Source organism: Acidiphilium sp. JA12-A1, from assembly GCF_000724705.2.
GTDB lineage: Bacteria > Pseudomonadota > Alphaproteobacteria > Acetobacterales > Acetobacteraceae > Acidiphilium > Acidiphilium multivorum.
Genome location: NZ_JFHO01000015.1, coordinates 54112 through 71159, shown reverse-complemented (window position 1 = coordinate 71159; position 17048 = coordinate 54112). Strand labels below are relative to the sequence as shown.

Sequence of the window (17048 nt, the reverse complement as noted above, 5' to 3'; positions counted from 1 at the left end):
AGCACTCTCCGATCCTTCCCGAGAGGCCCTAAAACAGCAGCGTGCCCAGGGCGGCGGCGACGGCGAGCAGCGCCAGCGGGTGCAGGCGGAAGCGGAGCGCCGCCAGCATGACACCGAGCGTGAGCGCCCAGGCCGGCGGCCCGCGATCCGCTGCGCGGACGACGACGGAGGCGGCGGCAAGGATCAGCCCGCCGGAGACCGGCGTGATCGCCGCCTGCAGGAGCAGCCGCCAGCGCGCGGTGCGGAACCGCTCCCACACGCCGGAGACCAGCACCGTCAGCACGCTGGACGGGCCGATCATCCCCAGCGTGGCGACCAGCGCGCCGGCGAGGCCGGCGACGTGCAGGCCGATCAGCGTGACGACCAGCATGTTCGGCCCCGGGCTAGTCTGGGCAAGACCGAACAGGGCGGCGAATTGCGGCGCGGTCATCCAGTGATGGGCGACGACGGCGCGGGCCATCGCCGGCAGGGTGCTGGCGACGCCGCCGATCGCGATCAGGGAGAGGCCGGCGAACAGGCCGAGTAGGACCAGCAGGATCATGCCCTGAACCGCCAGGCCAGCAGCACGGAGAGGGGCGTGGCGATGCCGATCACCACCGGCAGGGCGAGATGCAGCACGCCGAACAGGACGAAGGCGAGGCCGACGATGGCGGCACGGGCGGGGCGGTGCAGCACGGGCCAGGCGATTCGCAGCGCGGCGGCGGCGAACAGGCCGGCGGCGCCGGCGGCGAGGCCGAGCAGGGCGTGATGGACGAGGGGGATGCCGCCGATCCGCTCATAGACCGCACCCAGCGCGATGACGATGACGACCGGCGCCGCGAGCAGGCCGGCAATGGCGACCACCGCCCCCTTCGGGCCGCGCTGGCGGGCGCCGAAGGCGGCGGCGAGGTTGACCACGTTCGGGCCGGGCAGGAACTGGCAGAGGCTGAACAGGTCGGCGAACTCGGCCCCGGTGAGCCAGCCGCGGCGCTCGACCATGATGCGGCGGGCGAAGGGCAGCACGCCGCCGAAACCCGACAGGCCGGCCGCGAAGAAACCGGCGAAGAGTTCGGCAAGGCCGGGGCGGGGCGACTCGGGGTCCATCGCCGTTACTATGCCCCGGGGGGGATGATCGACAAACCGGCGGCGCTCCGGCAATTTGCGCAGATGAGCGATGACGGGAGCGACGATCGGAACCTGCTGGAGGACGACCTCGCGCTGCGCGCGGGGCCGGCGAAGACCAGCCCGCCCCTGCCGGTGGCGCTGATGATCCTGCTGCTCGGCCTCGCGGCGCCGTTCGTGTTCGTGCACACGGCCAGGCCCAGCCCGTTCCTGACCGCGATGGCGCTGCTGCTGCCGCTGTCGGGCACGATCGCGGTGATCGGCTCGGTCGAGTCGATGCGGCGGCGGCATGGCGACCGGGCGGTGCGGACGCGCGCGGTGATCGGGGCGGACGGCGTCGCGCTGCTGCGCCGGCCGGCGGAGACGGAGCACCATGTCTGGGCGGACATCGCCGCCGCCGAGGTGACGCCGACGACGCTCACGCTTCAGGTGCGCGGCGAGGATGGCAAGCGGCTGCGGCGGGCGATCCGCTACGCGGGACTGGAAACACCGGTTGAGATGCTGCGCGGACGGATCGCGCAAGGGTTGAAAAACGGCACCGCTGTCACAAAGGGCGATCGGTTGTCATAAAAGCTTAACCGACAGCCGGTCGCCTTGTCACACAGGATCATCTAGAGGGCGCGTCAGGACGCAGCGATGCGTTCAACCCACCTGCTGCCCATCGCAACCGACAGGGAGATCCATCGTGCGATCAGACAACAAACTTCGGCGCTCCGTCCTTCTGCGCTCCGGCGCCGCGGCGCTGCTCGTCGCCGGCATCGGCGCCGGCGTCGCCTCTGCCGCGCAGACCGTCACGCTGACCGAGACCGGCTCCACGCTGCTCTACCCGCTGTTCAACATCTGGGTGCCGCATTTCGAGAAGGCGCATCCGGGCATCCGCGTGACGACCCAGGGCACCGGCTCGGGCACCGGCATCGCGCAGGCGATCAAGGGTCTCGTGCAGATCGGCGCGTCCGACGCCTACATGTCGAACGGCCAGCTGAAGCAGAACCCCGGCATCCTGAACATCCCGCTGGCGATCTCGGCGCAGTCGATCAACTACAACATCCCCGGCCTGAACGGTCACCACCTGGTGTTCTCCGGCCCGGTGCTCGCCGACATCTATTCCGGCAAGATCACCAACTGGGATTCGCCGGCGATCGCGAAGCTGAACCCGGGGGTGAAGCTGCCGAACCACAAGATCATCCCGGTGCACCGCACCGACGGTTCGGGTGACACCTTCATCTTCTCGCAGTATCTGAGCTTCTCGACGCCGGAGTGGAACAGCAAGGTCGGCTACGGCACCAGCATCTCCTGGCCGGCGGTGCAGGGCGGGCTCGGCGCACAGGGCAACCCCGGCATGGTCGAGGCGCTGAAGGGCAACAAGTTTTCGATCGCCTATGTCGGCGTCAGCTTCACCAAGCAGATCGACGCGGCGAAGCTCGGCACCGCGAAGCTGGTGAACCGCGCGGGCAAGGCGCTGCTGCCGACCGCCTCGACGATCAGCGCCGCCGCCGCCGCGCTGGGCGACAAGACGCCGGCGGACGAGCGCATCAGCCTCGTCTTCGCGCCGGGGGCGAACAGCTACCCGATCATCAACTACGAATATGCGATCGTGAACAAGAAGCAGCCGAACAAGGCCACCGCCGATGCGGTGAAGACGCTGCTGACCTGGGCCTCGAACGAGGGCAACTCGGAGCAGTATCTGAAGCAGGTGCATTTCAAGGCGCTGCCGAAGAAGATCCGCGAACTCTCGGCGAAGCAGATCGCCCAGATCGGCAGCTGATCCGGGCGGCCGCAGGCCGGAACAAGCCTACCCTGCCCTTCCGGCTTCGCCGGGAGGGCAGTTTCGTGTAAAGGCACCCGCATGTCGAAGGTGAAACCGTTCAGGCTGGCCATGGCGGCGGTCGCCCTGGTGATTCCGCTCGCCCTTGCCGCCATCGTCTTCTTCCTCGCGCGCTATTCGTGGCAGGCGATCGGGTTCAACGGGCTGCGCTTCCTGTGGACGATCAACTGGAATCTCGGAAATCTCTACGGCAACACGGTGATGCGCCATGGCTACGAGGTGCCGCCGGGAGCGAATTACGGGATTCTCGCCTTCATCGTCGGCACGCTGTTCTCCTCCTTCCTCGCGATCCTGTTCGCCGTGCCGGTGAGCGTCGGCGCCGCGATGTTTCTTTCGGAAAAGGCGCCGGCGCGGATGCGGCCCTGGCTGACCATGCTGGTCGAGCTGGTCGCCGTGGTGCCGAGCGTGGTGTTCGGCCTGTGGGGCATTTTCGTGCTGGTGCCGCTGATCGCGAACTGGATCAGCCCGGCGATCACCGCGACGCTCGGCTTCATCCCCTTCTTCAACATGAGCAACAGCACCGGCAGCGGCTACGGGCTGCTCGCCGCCTCGATCGTGCTGGCGCTGATGATCACGCCGATCATCACCACGACGCTCTACGACGCGCTGAACCAGGTGCCGCGCGAGCTGCGCGAATCGGCCTATGCGCTGGGGGCGACGCATTTCGAGGTGGTCACCAGCACCATGCTGCCGACCGCGCGCGTCACGCTGATCGGCGGCATCGTGCTGGCGCTCGGCCGCGCGCTGGGCGAGACGATGGCGGTGCTGATGGTCTCGGGCGGCGCGCTCAACTACCTGCCGGGGACGATCTTCACCCCGATCAGCACGATGGCCGCCTTCATCCTCTCGCAGCTCGACAGCGCGTTGCAGGACCCGAGCAACATGGCGGTGAAGTCGCTCGCGGAAATCGCGCTGGTGCTGTTCGTCATCACCGTGCTGGTGAACGCCGCGGCGCGGCTGCTGGTCAGGAGGACGATCAATGTCCGCAATGCATGACGCCGCGCCGGCGCGGCTGACCACGCTGGAGCGGCGGCGCTACGCGACCAATATCGTCGGGTGGGGGCTGTGCACCCTCGCCTTCCTGCTGATCGCGGTGCCGCTGCTCGACCTCGTGCTGACGGTGACGCTCAAGGGGGCCTCGGCCTTCTCGATCGAACTCTTCACCACCTCGACCAACGGGGTGACCGGCGGGCTGCAGAACGCGATCATCGGCACGCTGGTGCTCTCGCTCGGCTCGCTCCTGATCGCCACGCCGATCGGGATCGGCGCCGGGATCTATCTCTCGGAATACGGCTCGAACCGCCTCGCCGCGACCGTGCGATTCCTGGCCGACACGCTGACCGGCACGCCCTCGATCGTGCTCGGCTATTTCTCCTACATCACGATGGTGATCGGGCTGGGCTGGAAGTTCTCGGCGCTGGCCGGGGCGATCACGCTCGCCATCATGGTCGTGCCCTATCTGGCGCGGATCACCGAGCTGTCGCTGCGGCGGGTGCCGACCAGCATGCGCGAGGCGGCCTACGCGCTGGGCGCGCGGGACCACACCGTGGCCTCGCGCATCGTGCTGGCGGCGGCGGCGCCGGGGGTGATCACCGGCGTGCTGCTCTCGCTCGCCATCTCGGTCGGCGAGACGGCGCCGTTGATCTATACCGCCGGGTGGTCGAACTATCTCTGGACCGGGAAGCTCACCAACGAGCCGATCGGCTACCTGACCTACGTGATCTGGACCTTCATCAACGAACCGAACCCGGAATCGCACGCCCTCGCCTTCGCCGCGGCGCTGCTGGTCATGCTCGTCGTGCTGGCGATCAATATCGGCGTGCGGATGGTGATGCGGCGCGATCCGTGATCAGCCCTCCTGCCTGATGTCGGCGACCAGGCCGCCAGTCAGGCGGACCAGGCCGTCAGGTGTGACCGGAAAGACGTGACGGGGCGTGCCGGCCGCGGCCCAGACCTCGGCGAAGGCGAAGAGATCGCGGTCGATGACGATGCGCATCGCCGGGTCGTGGCCGGCGGGGGACACGCCGCCGGGCGCGAAGCCGGTGGCATCGCGCACGAAATCGGGGCTGGCGGGGGCGAGTTTCGCGCCGAGGACGGCGGCGAGGCGGCTCTTGCCGACGCGGTTCGCCCCGGAGGCGATCGCGAGCACCGGCGCATCGCCGGCGCGGAAGACGATCGACTTGGCGATCGCGGCGACATCGCAGCCGAGGGCGGCGGCGGCATCGGCGGCGGTCGCGGTGCCGGCGGGGAATTCGCGGATCAGGCCATCGGCGAGGCCGGCGGCGCGCAGGGCGGCGCGGACCCGGGCCAGGGCGGCATCGCTCATCGCAGGCGCGCCAGCAGCAGGATCGCCTCCGCGCCGAGGACGAGCCAGGTGATGAGCGCGCCGGGCGCGCGGCAGAGGAATTGCTGCGGCGAATTCTCCGGCGCGATCATGCCGAACGGGTGGATGATGCGCGCGACCAGCAGCGGGAAGAGCAGCGCGTTCATCTCGAGCCGCCCGGCCCCGCTCGCCTCCAGCAGGGCGGCGAGGAGAAGGATCAGCGGGACGTATTCGGCGAAATTGGCATGGGCGCGGATGCGGCGGGCGAGGCGATCGTTGCCGCCATCGCCGTGGATCACCCGGAAGCCGAAGCGGCCGAAGCCGACCCAGAGCGAGAGGACGAGGTAGATCAGGGCGAGCAGGGCGCCATAGCCGGCGGCGACGGTGGGGAAGGTCATTCTTCGGCTCCCGGTCTGGAGCACTTTCCGGTCCTTCCGGATCGGATGTCGTGCTCCATCATGTTGATGCTCTATGACAGATCCAGCGCCTGCGCGGCGGCGCGCACGGCATCGCGCAGGGCGCCCGGGGTGAAGGGCGAGACGAGACCGGCGGCGGCCACGAGACCGCCGAAGGGGCGCGAGCCGCCGAGGGCGCAGAGGTTCACATAGGTGTCGAAGGCGGCGCGCTCGTCGCGCTGCGAGGCGACCCAGAACTGCAGCGCGCAGCACTGCGCCAGGGTGTAGTCGATATAGTAGAAGGGCGAGCGGTAGATGTGCATCTGCGCCTGCCAGCGGCCGCCTATCGCCGGATAGGCGAGGTCGCCCCAGTCCCGCCAGGGCAGATAGAGCTGTTCGAGGCGGCGCCAGATGGCGTGCCGATCGGCCGGCGTGAGATCGGGATCGGCGTAGATCTCGTGCTGGAAGTGATCGACGCAGACGCCGTAGGGCAGGAATTCCAGCGCGCCGATCAGGTGCATCCGCCGGTAGCGTGCGGTGGCGGCGCCGAACATCGGCGCGATATGCGGATGGGCGAGGAATTCCAGGCTCATCGAATGGATTTCCGCGGCCTCCATGGTCGGCCAGAAATAGTCGGAGACCGGCTGTTGCCGGCTCATGTAGTTCTGGAACGCGTGGCCCATCTCGTGGGTGAACACGTCGACATCGTGATGCGTGCCGTTGAAGTTGGCGAAGATGAACGGCATGCCGATGCTGGGAAAGCTGGTGCAGAAGCCGCCGCCGGCCTTGGCGGGGCGGTTGTCGAGATCCATGAAGCCGCCCTCGCGCATCGCGCGGTAGAAGGCATCAAGGCGCGGGTCCATCGCCGCGAACATCTCGGTGGCGGCCTGCTCCAGCACCGCCCGGCCGCCGACGGGTTTCGGATTGCCCTCGGGGTCGATCATCGGCTCGTCCCAGGCCATCAGGCGGTCGAGCCCGTTTTCGGCGCGGCGGCGTTCCATCAGCCGGGCGACGAGGGGGACGACGTGGCGGCGGACTTCCTCGCGATAGGTCGCGACCTCGGCGGGGCCGTAGTCGAGCCGGCCCATGCGGCGATAGGCGAGCGCGGTGAAGCTGGCGTCGCCCAGGGTGCGGGCGATGCGGTGGCGGAGCTTCACCAGCCGGTCGTAGAGGTCGTCGAGCGTGGCGCCGTGCTCGGCGAAGAAGGCCCAGCGGGCGGCGGCGGCATCGTGGCGGACCGCGCGGTCGGGGCTTTCGGCATAGGGGCCGAGGCCGGAGAGGTTCAGCGTCTGGCCGTCGAACGCGATGCGGGCACTGGCGAGCAGCGCCGTGTAGTCGGCGGCGAGGCGGGATTCGGTTTCGAGATCGGCGGCGATTTCGGGGCGGAAGGTGGTGACGTCGTTGCGCCACATCGCCAGCGCGTGGGCGCCGAAGCGGGCTTCGAGCGGGGCCGGATCGAGGCCCAGCAGGCGGGCCTTGAACGTCGTCTCGTGATCGGCGACGACGGGGCCGAGCGCATCGGCGAATTCCCGCGCCGCCTTGCGGGCCGGATCGGCGGTGTCCTGCGAGAAGCGCAGATGGACGAGGCTGGACCAGGTGCCGTGGTCCCGGCGCAGGGCCTCCCAGGCGTCGATCGCGGGGCCGACGGCGCCGGCGTCGAGCTCCGCGTGGAGCGCCCGGTAGGCGGCGGCGAGGCCGGACTCGGTCGGGGTTTCGGCGGTGATCTGGTCGAATCGCATCGTCACTCCGTGTCTGGATGTCGGGATGTGATGTGGGGCGACCGCGGAACGAAAAAAGGCGCGGCTGGCGCCGCGCCCTTCATCCGGACCGGAAATGCGGCGGCGATCAGGCCGCGGCCGCCTCGCCGGCTTCGTCCTCGTCGGAGGCAACCTCGGGCTTCGGCCCGCTGTCCTGCCCCTTGGCGGCGGGATCGCGGTCGACCAGTTCGATCACGGCCATGTCGGCCGCGTCGCCATAGCGCATGCCGGCCTTCAGGACGCGGGTGTAGCCGCCCTGGCGTTCCTTGTAGCGGTCGGCTAGCGAGTCGAAGAGCTTGGCGACGATGACGTCGTCGCGCAGCAGCGCATGGGCCTGGCGGCGCGCATGCAGGCCGCCGCGCTTGCCAAGGGTGATCAGCTTCTCGGCAACGGGCCGGAGCTCCTTGGCCTTGGGCAGCGTGGTGGTGATCTGCTCGTGCTTGAGCAGGGCGACCGCCATGTTGCGGAACATGGCCGCGCGGTGGGACGCGGTGACGCCGAGTTTACGTCCTGCAAGGCCGTGACGCATGGGAGTGACTCCGGATCAGTAAAGACGAAAAGCGTTGTGTGGAAAGGCGATCAGAACGGGTTGTCGGAGCGTTTGACCAGCTCCTCGATGTTTTCGGGCGGCCAGTCCTGCACAACCATGCCGAGGCCGAGGCCCATGGCGGAGAGGACTTCCTTGATCTCGTTCAGCGACTTGCGGCCGAAATTCGGCGTGCGGAGCATTTCCTGTTCGGATTTCTGCACGAGGTCGCCGATATAGACGATGTTGTCGTTCTTGAGGCAGTTCGCCGACCGGACCGAGAGCTCCAGCTCGTCGACCTTGCGGAGCAGGTTCGGGTTGAACGGCAGCTCGGGGCGCGGCTCCTCGGCGCGGAGGCGCTGCGGTTCCTCGAAGTTGATGAACATGCCGAGCTGGTCCTGCAGGATGCGGGCGGCGAGGGCCACTGCATCCTCCGGCGTGACGGCGCCGTTGGTCTCGATGTTCAGGATCAGCCGATCATAGTCGGTCACCTGGCCGACGCGGGTCGGCTCGACGCGGTAGGACACGCGGCGGACCGGCGAGTAGATCGAGTCGACCGGGATCAGGCCGATCGGCGCGTCTTCCGGGCGGTTGGCGGCGGCGGGGACGTAGCCGCGGCCGGACTCGACCGTGAATTCCATGCCGAGCGTCGCGCCATCGTCCAGCGTGCAGATCACCAGCTCGGGGTTCATGACCTCGATGTCGTGTCCGGTCTGGATCATGCCGGCGGTCACCTCGCAGGGGCCGGTGGCGGAGACGGTCATCCGCTTCGGACCGTCGCCATGCATGCGCACGGCGATCTGCTTGATGTTGAGCACGATGTCGGTCACATCCTCGCGCACGCCGGCGATCGAGGAGAATTCGTGCAGCACGCCGTCGATCCGCACCGAGGTCACGGCGGCGCCGTGCAGGGACGACAGCAGGACGCGGCGCAGGGCGTTGCCGAGGGTCAGGCCAAAGCCGCGCTCGAGCGGCTCGGCAATGATCGTCGCGACGCGCGTGTCGTCTGCGCCGGGTTCGATATCCAGTTTTTCCGGCTTGCGCAGCGACTGCCAGTTCCGCTGCAAGGCCAAGTGCGTGTCTCTCAACATCAGTCCCTCCGGTCGGGCGGCGATGCCACCCTCACCCCATCCAAAAACGTGCCGACTCTCCGGCGGCGCGGTGGAGCCGCGCGCTCCGGGCCGGGCCGCCGACGCGGCCCGCGCGGTCAGACGCGACGGCGCTTGCGCGGGCGGCAGCCGTTATGCGGAATCGGGGTCAGGTCGCGGATCGCGGTGATCGAGAAGCCGATCGTCTGCAGGGCGCGCAGCGCGCTCTCGCGTCCGGCCCCGGGGCCGCTCACTTCGATTTCCAGCGTCTCCATGCCATGTTCGCGCGCCTTGCGGCCGGCATCCTCGGCGGCAACCTGGGCGGCGTACGGGGTCGACTTGCGGCTGCCCTTGAAACCCTGGCTGCCGGCGGAGGACCACGAGATCGCGTTGCCCTGGGCGTCGGAGATCGTCACCATCGTGTTGTTGAAGCTCGCGAGCACGTGAGCGACGCCCGAGGAAATGTTCTTGCGTTCCTTGCGGCGGGGACGCGTGGAGGCTGCTTTGGCCATGGATAATCCTGTCTCTGTCTCGATACGCCGGCCCGTGGGCGGGCGGCGCGGTCAGTCGGTAGGGCGCGGCGGAAGGGCTTAGCGGGTCGCCTTCTTCTTGCCGGCGATCGCGACCGCCTTGCCCTTGCGGGTGCGGGCGTTGGTGTGGGTGCGCTGGCCGCGGACCGGCAGGCCCTTGCGATGGCGCAACCCGCGATAGCAGCCGAGATCGACCAGCCGCTTGATGTTCATGGCGACTTCGCGACGCAGGTCACCCTCGACGCGATAGTCCCTGTCGATCAGCTCGCGGATCTTCATGATCTCGTCTTCGGAGAGCTGGTTCACGCGCTTGTCTTCGCCGATCTCGAGGGACTGGCAGATTTCGCGCGCCTTGGCGGGCCCGATGCCGTAGATGTAACGCAGGCTGATCAGCACGCGCTTGTTCGAAGGAATGTTTACGCCGGCAATACGCGCCACGGTCTGCTCCTTAGATCGCCGCCGGATCGCGCCGGCGGCAGGGAAGATCATCCAACGGAAGGCGAAGCACGGGCCCGGCGGGCCGGCATCGCCTGAACAAAGTGCGGCGCCCCGCCAGGGAGCGCCGCAAGACTGGTTGTCTAAAGCCCGACCCGGTCAGAGTCAATCGACCTTGATCAAATTTGCGTGATCGGGGCCGTTCATGCCGTTGCCGGCGCGGCGACCCCGGCGCGGCGCAGCGCGCCCTCGATCTCGGCCGTCACCTGATCCATCGCGGCCATCCCGTCGACGACGTGAAGTCGGCCCTTCTGCTCGTAATAGGGCAGGATCGGCGCGGTCTGCGCATTGTAGGCGACCAGGCGGTCCTTCACGACCTCGGCCTTGTCGTCCGGCCGGCGGACGAAATCATGGCTGCCGCATTTGTCGCACACGCCGGGGACGCCGGTCGGGTGGAACTTGTCGTGATAGCCGGCGCCGCAATGCGCACAGGTGAAGCGGCCGGAAATGCGCTCGACCAGCACCGCCTCGTCGACCTTGAGCAGGATGACGGCGTCGAGATCGAATTTCTGCTCGGCGAGCATCGTGTCCAGCGCCTCGGCCTGCGGCACCGTGCGCGGAAAACCGTCGAGGATGAAGCCGTTGCGGCAGTCCGGCTGGGACAGGCGGTTGCGCAGCATGCCGATGATGATCTCGTCCGAAACCAGCGCGCCCGACTCCATCACCGCCTTCGCCGCGCGGCCCAGCTCGGTGCCCGCCTTCACCTCGGCCCGCAGCATGTCGCCGGTCGCGATCTGGGCAACACCGTAACGATCCTGCAGGATCTTGGCCTGGGTGCCCTTGCCGGCACCGGGTGGTCCCAAAAGAATGATGTTCATCGACCGCGTGTTCTCCCTCGGCCTTTTCGGATCAGGCCTTCATACTGGTGTGCCAGAAGGTGCGACTGGATCTGCGCTACCGTGTCCATCGTAACAGATACCACGATGAGCAGCGAGGTGCCGCCGAAATAATATCCCGCTGCAAGGTCGAACTGGCCGATCAGGAACTGTGGAATGAGACAGACGATCACGAGATAGGCCGCGCCGATCGTGGTGAGGCGCGTCAGCACCGTGTCGAAATATTTGGCTGTATTTGCGCCTGGGCGGATTCCTGGAACAAATCCGCCATATTTCTTGAGATTGTCGGCGGTTTCTTCCGGGTTGAACACGACAGCCGTATAGAAATACGAGAAGAAGATGATCAGGCCGGCATAGAGCAGCATGTAGCCCGGCTGGCCGTTGGAGAGTTCGCGGGCCAGCAACTGCAGCCAGCCGGGGCCGGTGCCGTGGCTGAAGCCGATCACCGTGGCCGGGATCAGCAGCAGGGAGCTGGCGAAGATCGGCGGGATCACGCCGGAGGTGTTCACCTTCATCGGCAGATGCGACGAATCGCCGCCGAACATCCGGTTGCCGACCTGGCGCTTCGGATACTGGATCAGCACCTTGCGCTGGGCACGCTCCATGAACACGACGAAGGCGACCACCGCGAGCGAGAGCACGAAGAAGCCGATGACGAAGCCGGTGGACAGGCCGCCGGAGGCGCCGAGCTGGAGCACGCTGGCGATCGCGCCCGGCAGGGCGGCGACGATGCCGGCGAAGATGATCAGGCTCGAGCCGTTGCCGATGCCGCGCGAGGTGATCTGCTCGCCCACCCACATCAGGAAGACGGAGCCGCCGGTCAGCGTGATCACGGTGGTGACGATGAAGAACAGGCCCGGATCGAGCACCGCGGGGCCGACCGTGGAGGTGATGCTCTCAAGTCCGATCGCGATGCCGTAGGACTGGGCGAGCGCGATCAGCACGGTCAGGTAGCGGGTGTACTGGTTGATCTTCTGCTGCCCGGTCTGGCCTTCCTTCTTCAGCGCCTCGAGCTGAGGCACGGCCGCCTGGAGCAGCTGCATGATGATCGAGGCCGAGATGTAGGGCATGATGTTCAGGGCGAACACGGTCATGCGGCCGAGCGCGCCGCCGCTGAACATGTTGAACATGCCGAGGATGCCGCCGCCGTTCTGGGCGAGCATGTGCTCCATCACCGTCGGGTCGACCCCGGGGATCGGGATATAGGTGCCAAGGCGGAAAACGATCAGCGCGCCGAGGGTGAACCAGATCCGCTTCTTGAGATCGGTCGCCTTCGACAGGGTTTCGAGGTTGAAGCTCGAAGCGAGTTGCTCAGCGGCGGACGCCATGAATATCCCTCATCCAACGGCAGCGTGCCGTATCTCCGGAAACCGGAACGGCGCCGCGGGTCAGTGAAAACTCACGACCTGCAGCGCCGTTCGTCAGGCTCTAGTGTGCCGCAACCTTGGTGGTCACGGCAAGTGGTTCAGGCAGATGCCGGCTCCGCGCGCGCGACCGTAGTGGTCACGCTGCCGCCGGCCTGCTCGATCGCCGCGATCGCGCTGGCGGACGCGCCGGACACCTCGATCTCGACCTTCTGCGAGATCTCGCCGCGGCCGAGCAGACGCACGCCGGCGAGCTTCGAGCCGGCATAGACGCCGGCGGCGCGCAACGTCGCCTCGGTGATCTTCTGGCCGGCGTCGATCTTGCCGGACTCGATCAGCGCCGCGAGGGTGCCGACATTGAGCGGCGCGTAGTCCTTGCGGTTGACGTTGTTGAAGCCGCGCTTCGGCAGACGCCGGTAGATCGGGAGCTGGCCGCCCTCGAACCCGTTCAGCGACACGCCCTCACGCGCCTTCTGGCCCTTGACGCCCTTGCCGGACGTCTTGCCCTTGCCCGAGCCGATGCCGCGGCCGAGCCGCTTCGACTTGGGACGCGCGCCCGGATTGTCGCGCAGTTCGTTCAGTTTCATTACGACAGCTCCTCGACCTTCAGGAGATGCTTGACCTTGCGGATGCGGCCGAGCGTTTCCGGGGTGGCGGCGAGTTCACGGCTCGCGTTCATCCGGTGCAGGCCGAGACCGATCAGGGTCTCCTTCTGGCCCGGCTTGCGGCCGATCGGCGATCCGACCTGGGTGACGCGCACCCGCTTCACCTGCTCAGACATCGGCCGGGGCCTCCTTCTCGCGCTTCGGGCCGAACAGGTCGGCGACCTTCTTGCCGCGACGCGAGGCGACGCTGCGCGGGCTCGCGCACTGCGAAAGCGCCGCGACCGTGGCCTTCACCATGTTGTGCGGGTTGCGGCTGCCGAGCGACTTCGCCACGACGTCGCCGATGCCGAGGGTCTCGAACACCGCGCGCATCGGACCGCCGGCGATGATGCCGGTGCCGGGGGGCGCCGCGCGCAGGACGACATGACCGGCGCCGAAACGGCCCTCGATGTCGTGATGCAGCGTGCGGCCTTCCTTCATCGGGACGCGGATCATGCCGCGCTTCGCGCGCTCGGTCGCCTTGCGGATGGCTTCCGGGACTTCCTTCGCCTTGCCGGCGCCGAAGCCGACCCGGCCCTTCTGGTCGCCCACCACCACGAGGGCGGCGAAGGCGAAGCGACGGCCGCCCTTCACCACTTTCGCGACGCGGTTGATGGTGACGAGCTTGTCGATCAGCTCGTCGCCATCGCGATCCCGCTCGCGCTCGCGGCCCCGGCCTTCTCTCGGTTCGCGTGCCATGCCCTGCTCCTCAGAAATCCAGACCGCTCTCGCGAGCGGCTTCGGCCAGGGCCTTCACCCGGCCATGATACATGTAGGCGCCACGGTCGAAGACGACCTGGGTGACCCCGGCCTCCTTCGCGCGCTCGGCGACGAGCTTGCCCACCGCCGCGGCGGCCGCCTTGTCGGCGCCGGTCTTCAGCGCCGAACGCAGCCCGGCATCGAGCGAGGAGGCCGCGGCCAGCGTGCGGCCGGCGGCATCGTCGATCACCTGGGCGTAGATGTGCTTGCCCGACCGGAACACCGACAGCCGCGGGCGGCCATGCGCCTTCAGGCGGATCTGGTAGCGGAGGCGCTGGCGGCGCCGCGCCTCGTTTTCGTGTACAGCGCTCATTACTTCTTCTTGCCTTCCTTGCGGCGGATCGCCTCGCCCTCGAACTTCACACCCTTGCCCTTGTAGGGTTCGGGCGGACGGAAGGCGCGGAGCTCGGCGCAGACCTGCCCGACCAGACGCTTGTCGATACCCTCGACCTTGATCGAGGTCGGCTTTTCGCAGGTGATCTTGATGCCCTGCGGCACCGGATAGACCACATCGTGCGAGAAGCCGAGATTCATCACCAGGTTGCTGCCCTGGACCGCGGCGCGGAAACCCGTGCCGTTGATCTCGAGCGTCTTGGCGTAGCCCTGCGAAACGCCCTGGACCATGTTGGCCACATTGGCGCGGGTGGTGCCCCACATCATCCGCGAGGCCGCTTCCTTGTCGCGCGGCGACACCGTCACCTTGCCGTCCTCGACCACCGTCGCGACCCGCTCGGACAGGGGCATCTTCAGCTCGCCCAGCTTGCCCTTCGCGGTCAGGATGCCGTCGACCACGGTGATCGACACACCCTGCGGCAGCGCGACCGGATATTTACCAACTCGTGACATGATGCTGCCTCCTCAGAAGACGCGGCAGAGCACTTCGCCGCCGACATTGGCGGTGCGTGCCTCGACATCGCTCATCACGCCGCGCGGGGTCGACAGGATCGACACGCCGAGCCCGGCATAGACGCGCGGCAGCTCCTTGATCTTGGAATACACGCGGCGGCCCGGACGGGAAACGCGTGTGATTTCCTTGATCACCGGCTCGCCGTCGTTGTACTTGAGCTCGATGCGCAGCTGGGCCACGCCGGGGCGAAGCTCTTCCTTGGAGAAGCCGCGAATGAAGCCTTCGCGCTTCAGCACGTCGAGCACGTTGGCGCGCAGGTTCGACGCAGGCGCGACGCACACCGCGTGGCGGGCGCGCTGCGCGTTGCGGATGCGGGTGAGCATGTCACCCAGGGGATCAGACATCGACATGTATTATCCCCTTACCAGCTCGACTTGACCATGCCCGGAATCTGCCCGGCGCTCGCGAGGTCGCGCAGCGCGACACGGCAGAGCTTGAACTTGCGATAGTTGCCGCGGGCGCGCCCGGTCAGTTCGCAGCGCAGCCGCACGCGGGTCTTCGCGCCGTTGCGCGGGAGTTGCGCGAGCTTCAGCGTCGCGTCGAACCGATCCTCCACGGGGAGGGAACGGTCGTTCACGATCGCCTTCAGCGCCGCGCGCTTCGCCGCATCACGCGCCGCCATCTTCTCGCGCCGCTTATTCCGATTGACCTGAGAGGTCTTCGCCATCGTCTTCTATCCTCCGGAACCTGCCGGCACTTCCCGGCGGTTTTCCACTAAATCCGTTTACGCGCCTGAAAATCCGCTCAGTTGACGAACGGAATCTCAAACCCTTTGAGCAGTGCCTTCGCCTCGGCATCGGTCGGCGCCGTGGTCACGAACACGATGTCCATGCCGCGCATGTCGTCGACCTTGTCGTACTCGATCTCGGGGAACACGATCTGCTCCTTGAGACCCATGGCGAAATTGCCGCGGCCGTCGAAACCCTTGCCCGAGATGCCGCGGAAGTCGCGCACGCGGGGGAGCGCGATCGTCACCAGCCGGTCAAGGAACTCGTACATCCGCGCGCGGCGCAGCGTCACCTTGCAGCCGATCGGCAGGCCCTTGCGGATCTTGAAGCCGGCGATCGCCTTCTTCGCCACCGTCTTGACCGGCTTCTGGCCGGCGATCAGCGTCAGCTCGGCCACCGCGGCGTCGAGCTTCTTCTGGTCCGCGGCCGCCTCGCCGACGCCCATATTGATCACGATCTTCTCAAGCTTCGGCACCTGCATCGGGTTCGTGTAGCCGAACTCCTTCTGCAGCGCCTCGCGCACCACGGTCTCGTAGTGCTGCTGAAGCCGGGTCTTGGCAATGGCCTCGCTCATCGCTCTATCCTCAACCATCGATCACGGAGTCGCTCTTGCGGGCGACCCGGACCTTGCGACCGTCCTCGAGAACGCGGAAGCCCACGCGGGTCGGCTTCTTCGTCTCCGGATCGATCAGTGCAATATTCGACAGATGGACCGGCATCTCCTTCTGGATGATGCCGCCCTGCTCGCCCATGCCACGGGCCTTGGTGTGGCGCTTCGCCACCGCCACGCCCGAGACCACGGCCTTGTTCTCGGCCGGCAGCACGCGCAGAACCTCGCCTTCGCGGCCCTTGCTCGCGCCGGCGATCACGACCACCCGGTCGCCCTTACGGATACGCGCGGCCATATTACAGCACCTCCGGCGCCAGGCTGATGATCTTCATGAACTTGCGCGCGCGCAGCTCGCGGGTGACCGGCCCGAAGATACGGGTGCCGATCGGCTCCATCTGCTTGTTGATCAGCACGGCCGCATTGCGGTCGAAGCGGATCACGCTGCCATCGGCGCGGCGCACCGGGTAGGCGGTGCGAACGACGACGGCCTGGTGCACATCGCCCTTCTTCACCTTGCCGCGGGGGATCGCGTCCTTGATCGAGACGACGATGACATCGCCGACCGAGGCGGTGCGACGCTTCGAGCCGCCCAGCACCTTGATGCACTGCACCCGGCGCGCGCCCGAATTGTCGGCAACGTCGAGATTGGATTCAACGATGATCATCTCACGCTCCCTGGGCTTCGGCGGCGGCGCCGACCGGCTCGCCGTTGCGCGCGGTCACGAGCCAGGCCTTGCGCTTGCTGATCGGCGGGCACTCCTCGATCCGCACCAGATCGCCCATCGCGCAGACATTGCCTTCGTCATGCGCCGCATACTTCTTCGAGCGGCGGATGAATTTCTTGTAAAGCGGATGCATGACGCGACGCTCGACAAGCACCGTGACGGTCTTGTCCATCTTGTCGCTCACGACCCGTCCGGTCAGGACGCGCTTCGGCATAACTCTAAACCCCTCAAGCCTTGGCCGCGGCGCGGGCGCGCTCGGCCTGAATCGTCTTCACACGTGCCACGTCCCGACGCGCCTTGCGGATCTGGCTGGTGTTTTCCTGCTGGCCGGTGGCCCGCTGGAACCGCAGGTTCAGCTGCTCGCGCTTCAGTTCGAGCAGCATGTCGTTCAGTTCGTCCGGCGTCTTGGTCCGGATGTCGGTCGCCTTCGTCATC

The 17048-nt window shown here is 67.5% G+C and carries 27 protein-coding genes; 4 read left to right on the top strand and 23 right to left on the bottom strand.

Annotated elements, in window-relative coordinates; translation table 11 throughout:
• Window positions 1-28 precede the first annotated feature (28 nt).
• Both RT91_RS03345 and RT91_RS03340 read right to left on the bottom strand, forming a co-directional pair.
• Window positions 29-541, bottom strand: a complete 513-nt coding sequence (locus RT91_RS03345; protein WP_007423461.1) for a chromate transporter — start codon at window positions 539-541, stop codon at window positions 29-31.
• Window positions 538-1083: a chromate transporter gene (locus tag RT91_RS03340; RefSeq protein ID WP_013640454.1), complete on the bottom strand. Its 546-nt coding sequence runs from the start codon at window positions 1081-1083 to the stop codon at window positions 538-540. Before RT91_RS03340 ends, RT91_RS03345 begins: the two co-directional genes overlap by 4 nt.
• Window positions 1084-1146: 63 nt before the next feature.
• On the opposite strand from RT91_RS03340, the gene RT91_RS03335 reads away from it, so the two are divergent.
• The 4 genes from RT91_RS03335 to pstA all read left to right on the top strand — a co-directional run bounded on the left by RT91_RS03335 (window position 1147) and on the right by pstA (window position 4775).
• Window positions 1147-1671, top strand: a complete 525-nt coding sequence (locus tag RT91_RS03335) for a hypothetical protein (protein WP_240314171.1) — start codon at window positions 1147-1149, stop codon at window positions 1669-1671.
• A 115-nt stretch (window positions 1672-1786) separates the two neighbouring features.
• The gene (pstS, locus tag RT91_RS03330) at window positions 1787-2866 is read left to right on the top strand and encodes a phosphate ABC transporter substrate-binding protein PstS (protein WP_007424204.1); all 1080 of its coding nucleotides are present in this window, start codon (window positions 1787-1789) and stop codon (window positions 2864-2866) included.
• Window positions 2867-2947: 81 nt separating this feature from the next.
• Window positions 2948-3922: a phosphate ABC transporter permease subunit PstC gene (pstC, locus tag RT91_RS03325; protein ID WP_007424203.1), complete on the top strand. Its 975-nt coding sequence runs from the start codon at window positions 2948-2950 to the stop codon at window positions 3920-3922.
• Entirely contained in the window at window positions 3906-4775 is an 870-nt protein-coding gene (pstA, locus tag RT91_RS03320; RefSeq protein ID WP_007424202.1) for a phosphate ABC transporter permease PstA, read from the top strand. Before pstC ends, pstA begins: the two co-directional genes overlap by 17 nt.
• Here pstA and RT91_RS03315 read toward each other — a convergent pair whose 3' ends face one another.
• The 21 genes from RT91_RS03315 to rpmC form a co-directional block, all read right to left on the bottom strand.
• The gene (locus RT91_RS03315; protein WP_007424201.1) at window positions 4776-5252 is read right to left on the bottom strand and encodes a YbaK/EbsC family protein; all 477 of its coding nucleotides are present in this window, start codon (window positions 5250-5252) and stop codon (window positions 4776-4778) included.
• Window positions 5249-5647 carry an MAPEG family protein gene (locus tag RT91_RS03310; protein ID WP_007424200.1) on the bottom strand — a complete coding sequence of 133 codons (399 nt, stop codon included), beginning with the start codon at window positions 5645-5647 and terminating at the stop codon, window positions 5249-5251. Before RT91_RS03310 ends, RT91_RS03315 begins: the two co-directional genes overlap by 4 nt.
• 71 nt (window positions 5648-5718) lie before the next feature.
• Complete coding sequence (locus RT91_RS03305) at window positions 5719-7383, bottom strand: M3 family oligoendopeptidase (protein ID WP_035185736.1); 1665 nt, start codon at window positions 7381-7383, stop codon at window positions 5719-5721.
• Window positions 7384-7489: 106 nt separating this feature from the next.
• On the bottom strand, window positions 7490-7930 hold the full coding sequence (gene rplQ, locus RT91_RS03300) for a 50S ribosomal protein L17 (RefSeq protein WP_007424198.1): 441 nt from the start codon (window positions 7928-7930) through the stop codon (window positions 7490-7492).
• Between the two features lie 50 nt (window positions 7931-7980).
• Window positions 7981-9000, bottom strand: a complete 1020-nt coding sequence (locus RT91_RS03295) for a DNA-directed RNA polymerase subunit alpha (protein ID WP_007424197.1) — start codon at window positions 8998-9000, stop codon at window positions 7981-7983.
• Between the two features lie 134 nt (window positions 9001-9134).
• Window positions 9135-9527, bottom strand: a complete 393-nt coding sequence (gene rpsK / locus RT91_RS03290) for a 30S ribosomal protein S11 (RefSeq protein ID WP_007424196.1) — start codon at window positions 9525-9527, stop codon at window positions 9135-9137.
• Window positions 9528-9605: 78 nt separating this feature from the next.
• Window positions 9606-9983: a 30S ribosomal protein S13 gene (rpsM, locus tag RT91_RS03285; RefSeq protein ID WP_007424195.1), complete on the bottom strand. Its 378-nt coding sequence runs from the start codon at window positions 9981-9983 to the stop codon at window positions 9606-9608.
• 200 nt (window positions 9984-10183) lie between these two features.
• Window positions 10184-10858, bottom strand: a complete 675-nt coding sequence (locus RT91_RS03280; protein ID WP_012039716.1) for an adenylate kinase — start codon at window positions 10856-10858, stop codon at window positions 10184-10186.
• Complete coding sequence (secY, locus tag RT91_RS03275; protein ID WP_007424193.1) at window positions 10855-12204, bottom strand: preprotein translocase subunit SecY; 1350 nt, start codon at window positions 12202-12204, stop codon at window positions 10855-10857. The genes RT91_RS03280 and secY overlap by 4 nt, the downstream gene beginning before the upstream one ends.
• Before the next feature lie 137 nt (window positions 12205-12341).
• A complete protein-coding gene (gene rplO / locus RT91_RS03270) occupies window positions 12342-12827 on the bottom strand; it encodes a 50S ribosomal protein L15 (protein ID WP_007424192.1) in 486 nt (161 codons plus the stop codon).
• Window positions 12827-13021 carry a 50S ribosomal protein L30 gene (rpmD, locus tag RT91_RS03265; RefSeq protein ID WP_007424191.1) on the bottom strand — a complete coding sequence of 65 codons (195 nt, stop codon included), beginning with the start codon at window positions 13019-13021 and terminating at the stop codon, window positions 12827-12829. The genes rplO and rpmD overlap by 1 nt, the downstream gene beginning before the upstream one ends.
• Window positions 13014-13583 (bottom strand): 30S ribosomal protein S5, encoded by a 570-nt coding sequence (gene rpsE, locus RT91_RS03260; protein WP_007424190.1) that lies wholly within the window; start codon window positions 13581-13583, stop codon window positions 13014-13016. The genes rpmD and rpsE overlap by 8 nt, the downstream gene beginning before the upstream one ends.
• A 10-nt stretch (window positions 13584-13593) precedes the next feature.
• The gene (rplR, locus tag RT91_RS03255) at window positions 13594-13956 is read right to left on the bottom strand and encodes a 50S ribosomal protein L18 (RefSeq protein WP_007424189.1); all 363 of its coding nucleotides are present in this window, start codon (window positions 13954-13956) and stop codon (window positions 13594-13596) included.
• Complete coding sequence (gene rplF, locus RT91_RS03250) at window positions 13956-14489, bottom strand: 50S ribosomal protein L6 (protein ID WP_007424188.1); 534 nt, start codon at window positions 14487-14489, stop codon at window positions 13956-13958. Before rplF ends, rplR begins: the two co-directional genes overlap by 1 nt.
• 12 nt (window positions 14490-14501) lie before the next feature.
• On the bottom strand, window positions 14502-14900 hold the full coding sequence (gene rpsH, locus RT91_RS03245; RefSeq protein ID WP_007424187.1) for a 30S ribosomal protein S8: 399 nt from the start codon (window positions 14898-14900) through the stop codon (window positions 14502-14504).
• 11 nt (window positions 14901-14911) lie between these two features.
• Window positions 14912-15217, bottom strand: a complete 306-nt coding sequence (gene rpsN / locus RT91_RS03240; protein ID WP_007424186.1) for a 30S ribosomal protein S14 — start codon at window positions 15215-15217, stop codon at window positions 14912-14914.
• A gap of 77 nt (window positions 15218-15294) precedes the next feature.
• A complete protein-coding gene (gene rplE, locus RT91_RS03235; RefSeq protein WP_007424185.1) occupies window positions 15295-15852 on the bottom strand; it encodes a 50S ribosomal protein L5 in 558 nt (185 codons plus the stop codon).
• Between the two features lie 10 nt (window positions 15853-15862).
• Window positions 15863-16183: a 50S ribosomal protein L24 gene (rplX, locus tag RT91_RS03230; protein ID WP_012039719.1), complete on the bottom strand. Its 321-nt coding sequence runs from the start codon at window positions 16181-16183 to the stop codon at window positions 15863-15865.
• 1 nt (window position 16184) lies between these two features.
• Complete coding sequence (gene rplN, locus RT91_RS03225; RefSeq protein ID WP_007424183.1) at window positions 16185-16553, bottom strand: 50S ribosomal protein L14; 369 nt, start codon at window positions 16551-16553, stop codon at window positions 16185-16187.
• Between the two features lies 1 nt (window position 16554).
• The gene (rpsQ, locus tag RT91_RS03220) at window positions 16555-16827 is read right to left on the bottom strand and encodes a 30S ribosomal protein S17 (protein ID WP_007424182.1); all 273 of its coding nucleotides are present in this window, start codon (window positions 16825-16827) and stop codon (window positions 16555-16557) included.
• 13 nt (window positions 16828-16840) lie between these two features.
• Window positions 16841-17047: a 50S ribosomal protein L29 gene (rpmC, locus tag RT91_RS03215; protein ID WP_007424181.1), complete on the bottom strand. Its 207-nt coding sequence runs from the start codon at window positions 17045-17047 to the stop codon at window positions 16841-16843.
• Window position 17048 lies beyond the last annotated feature (1 nt).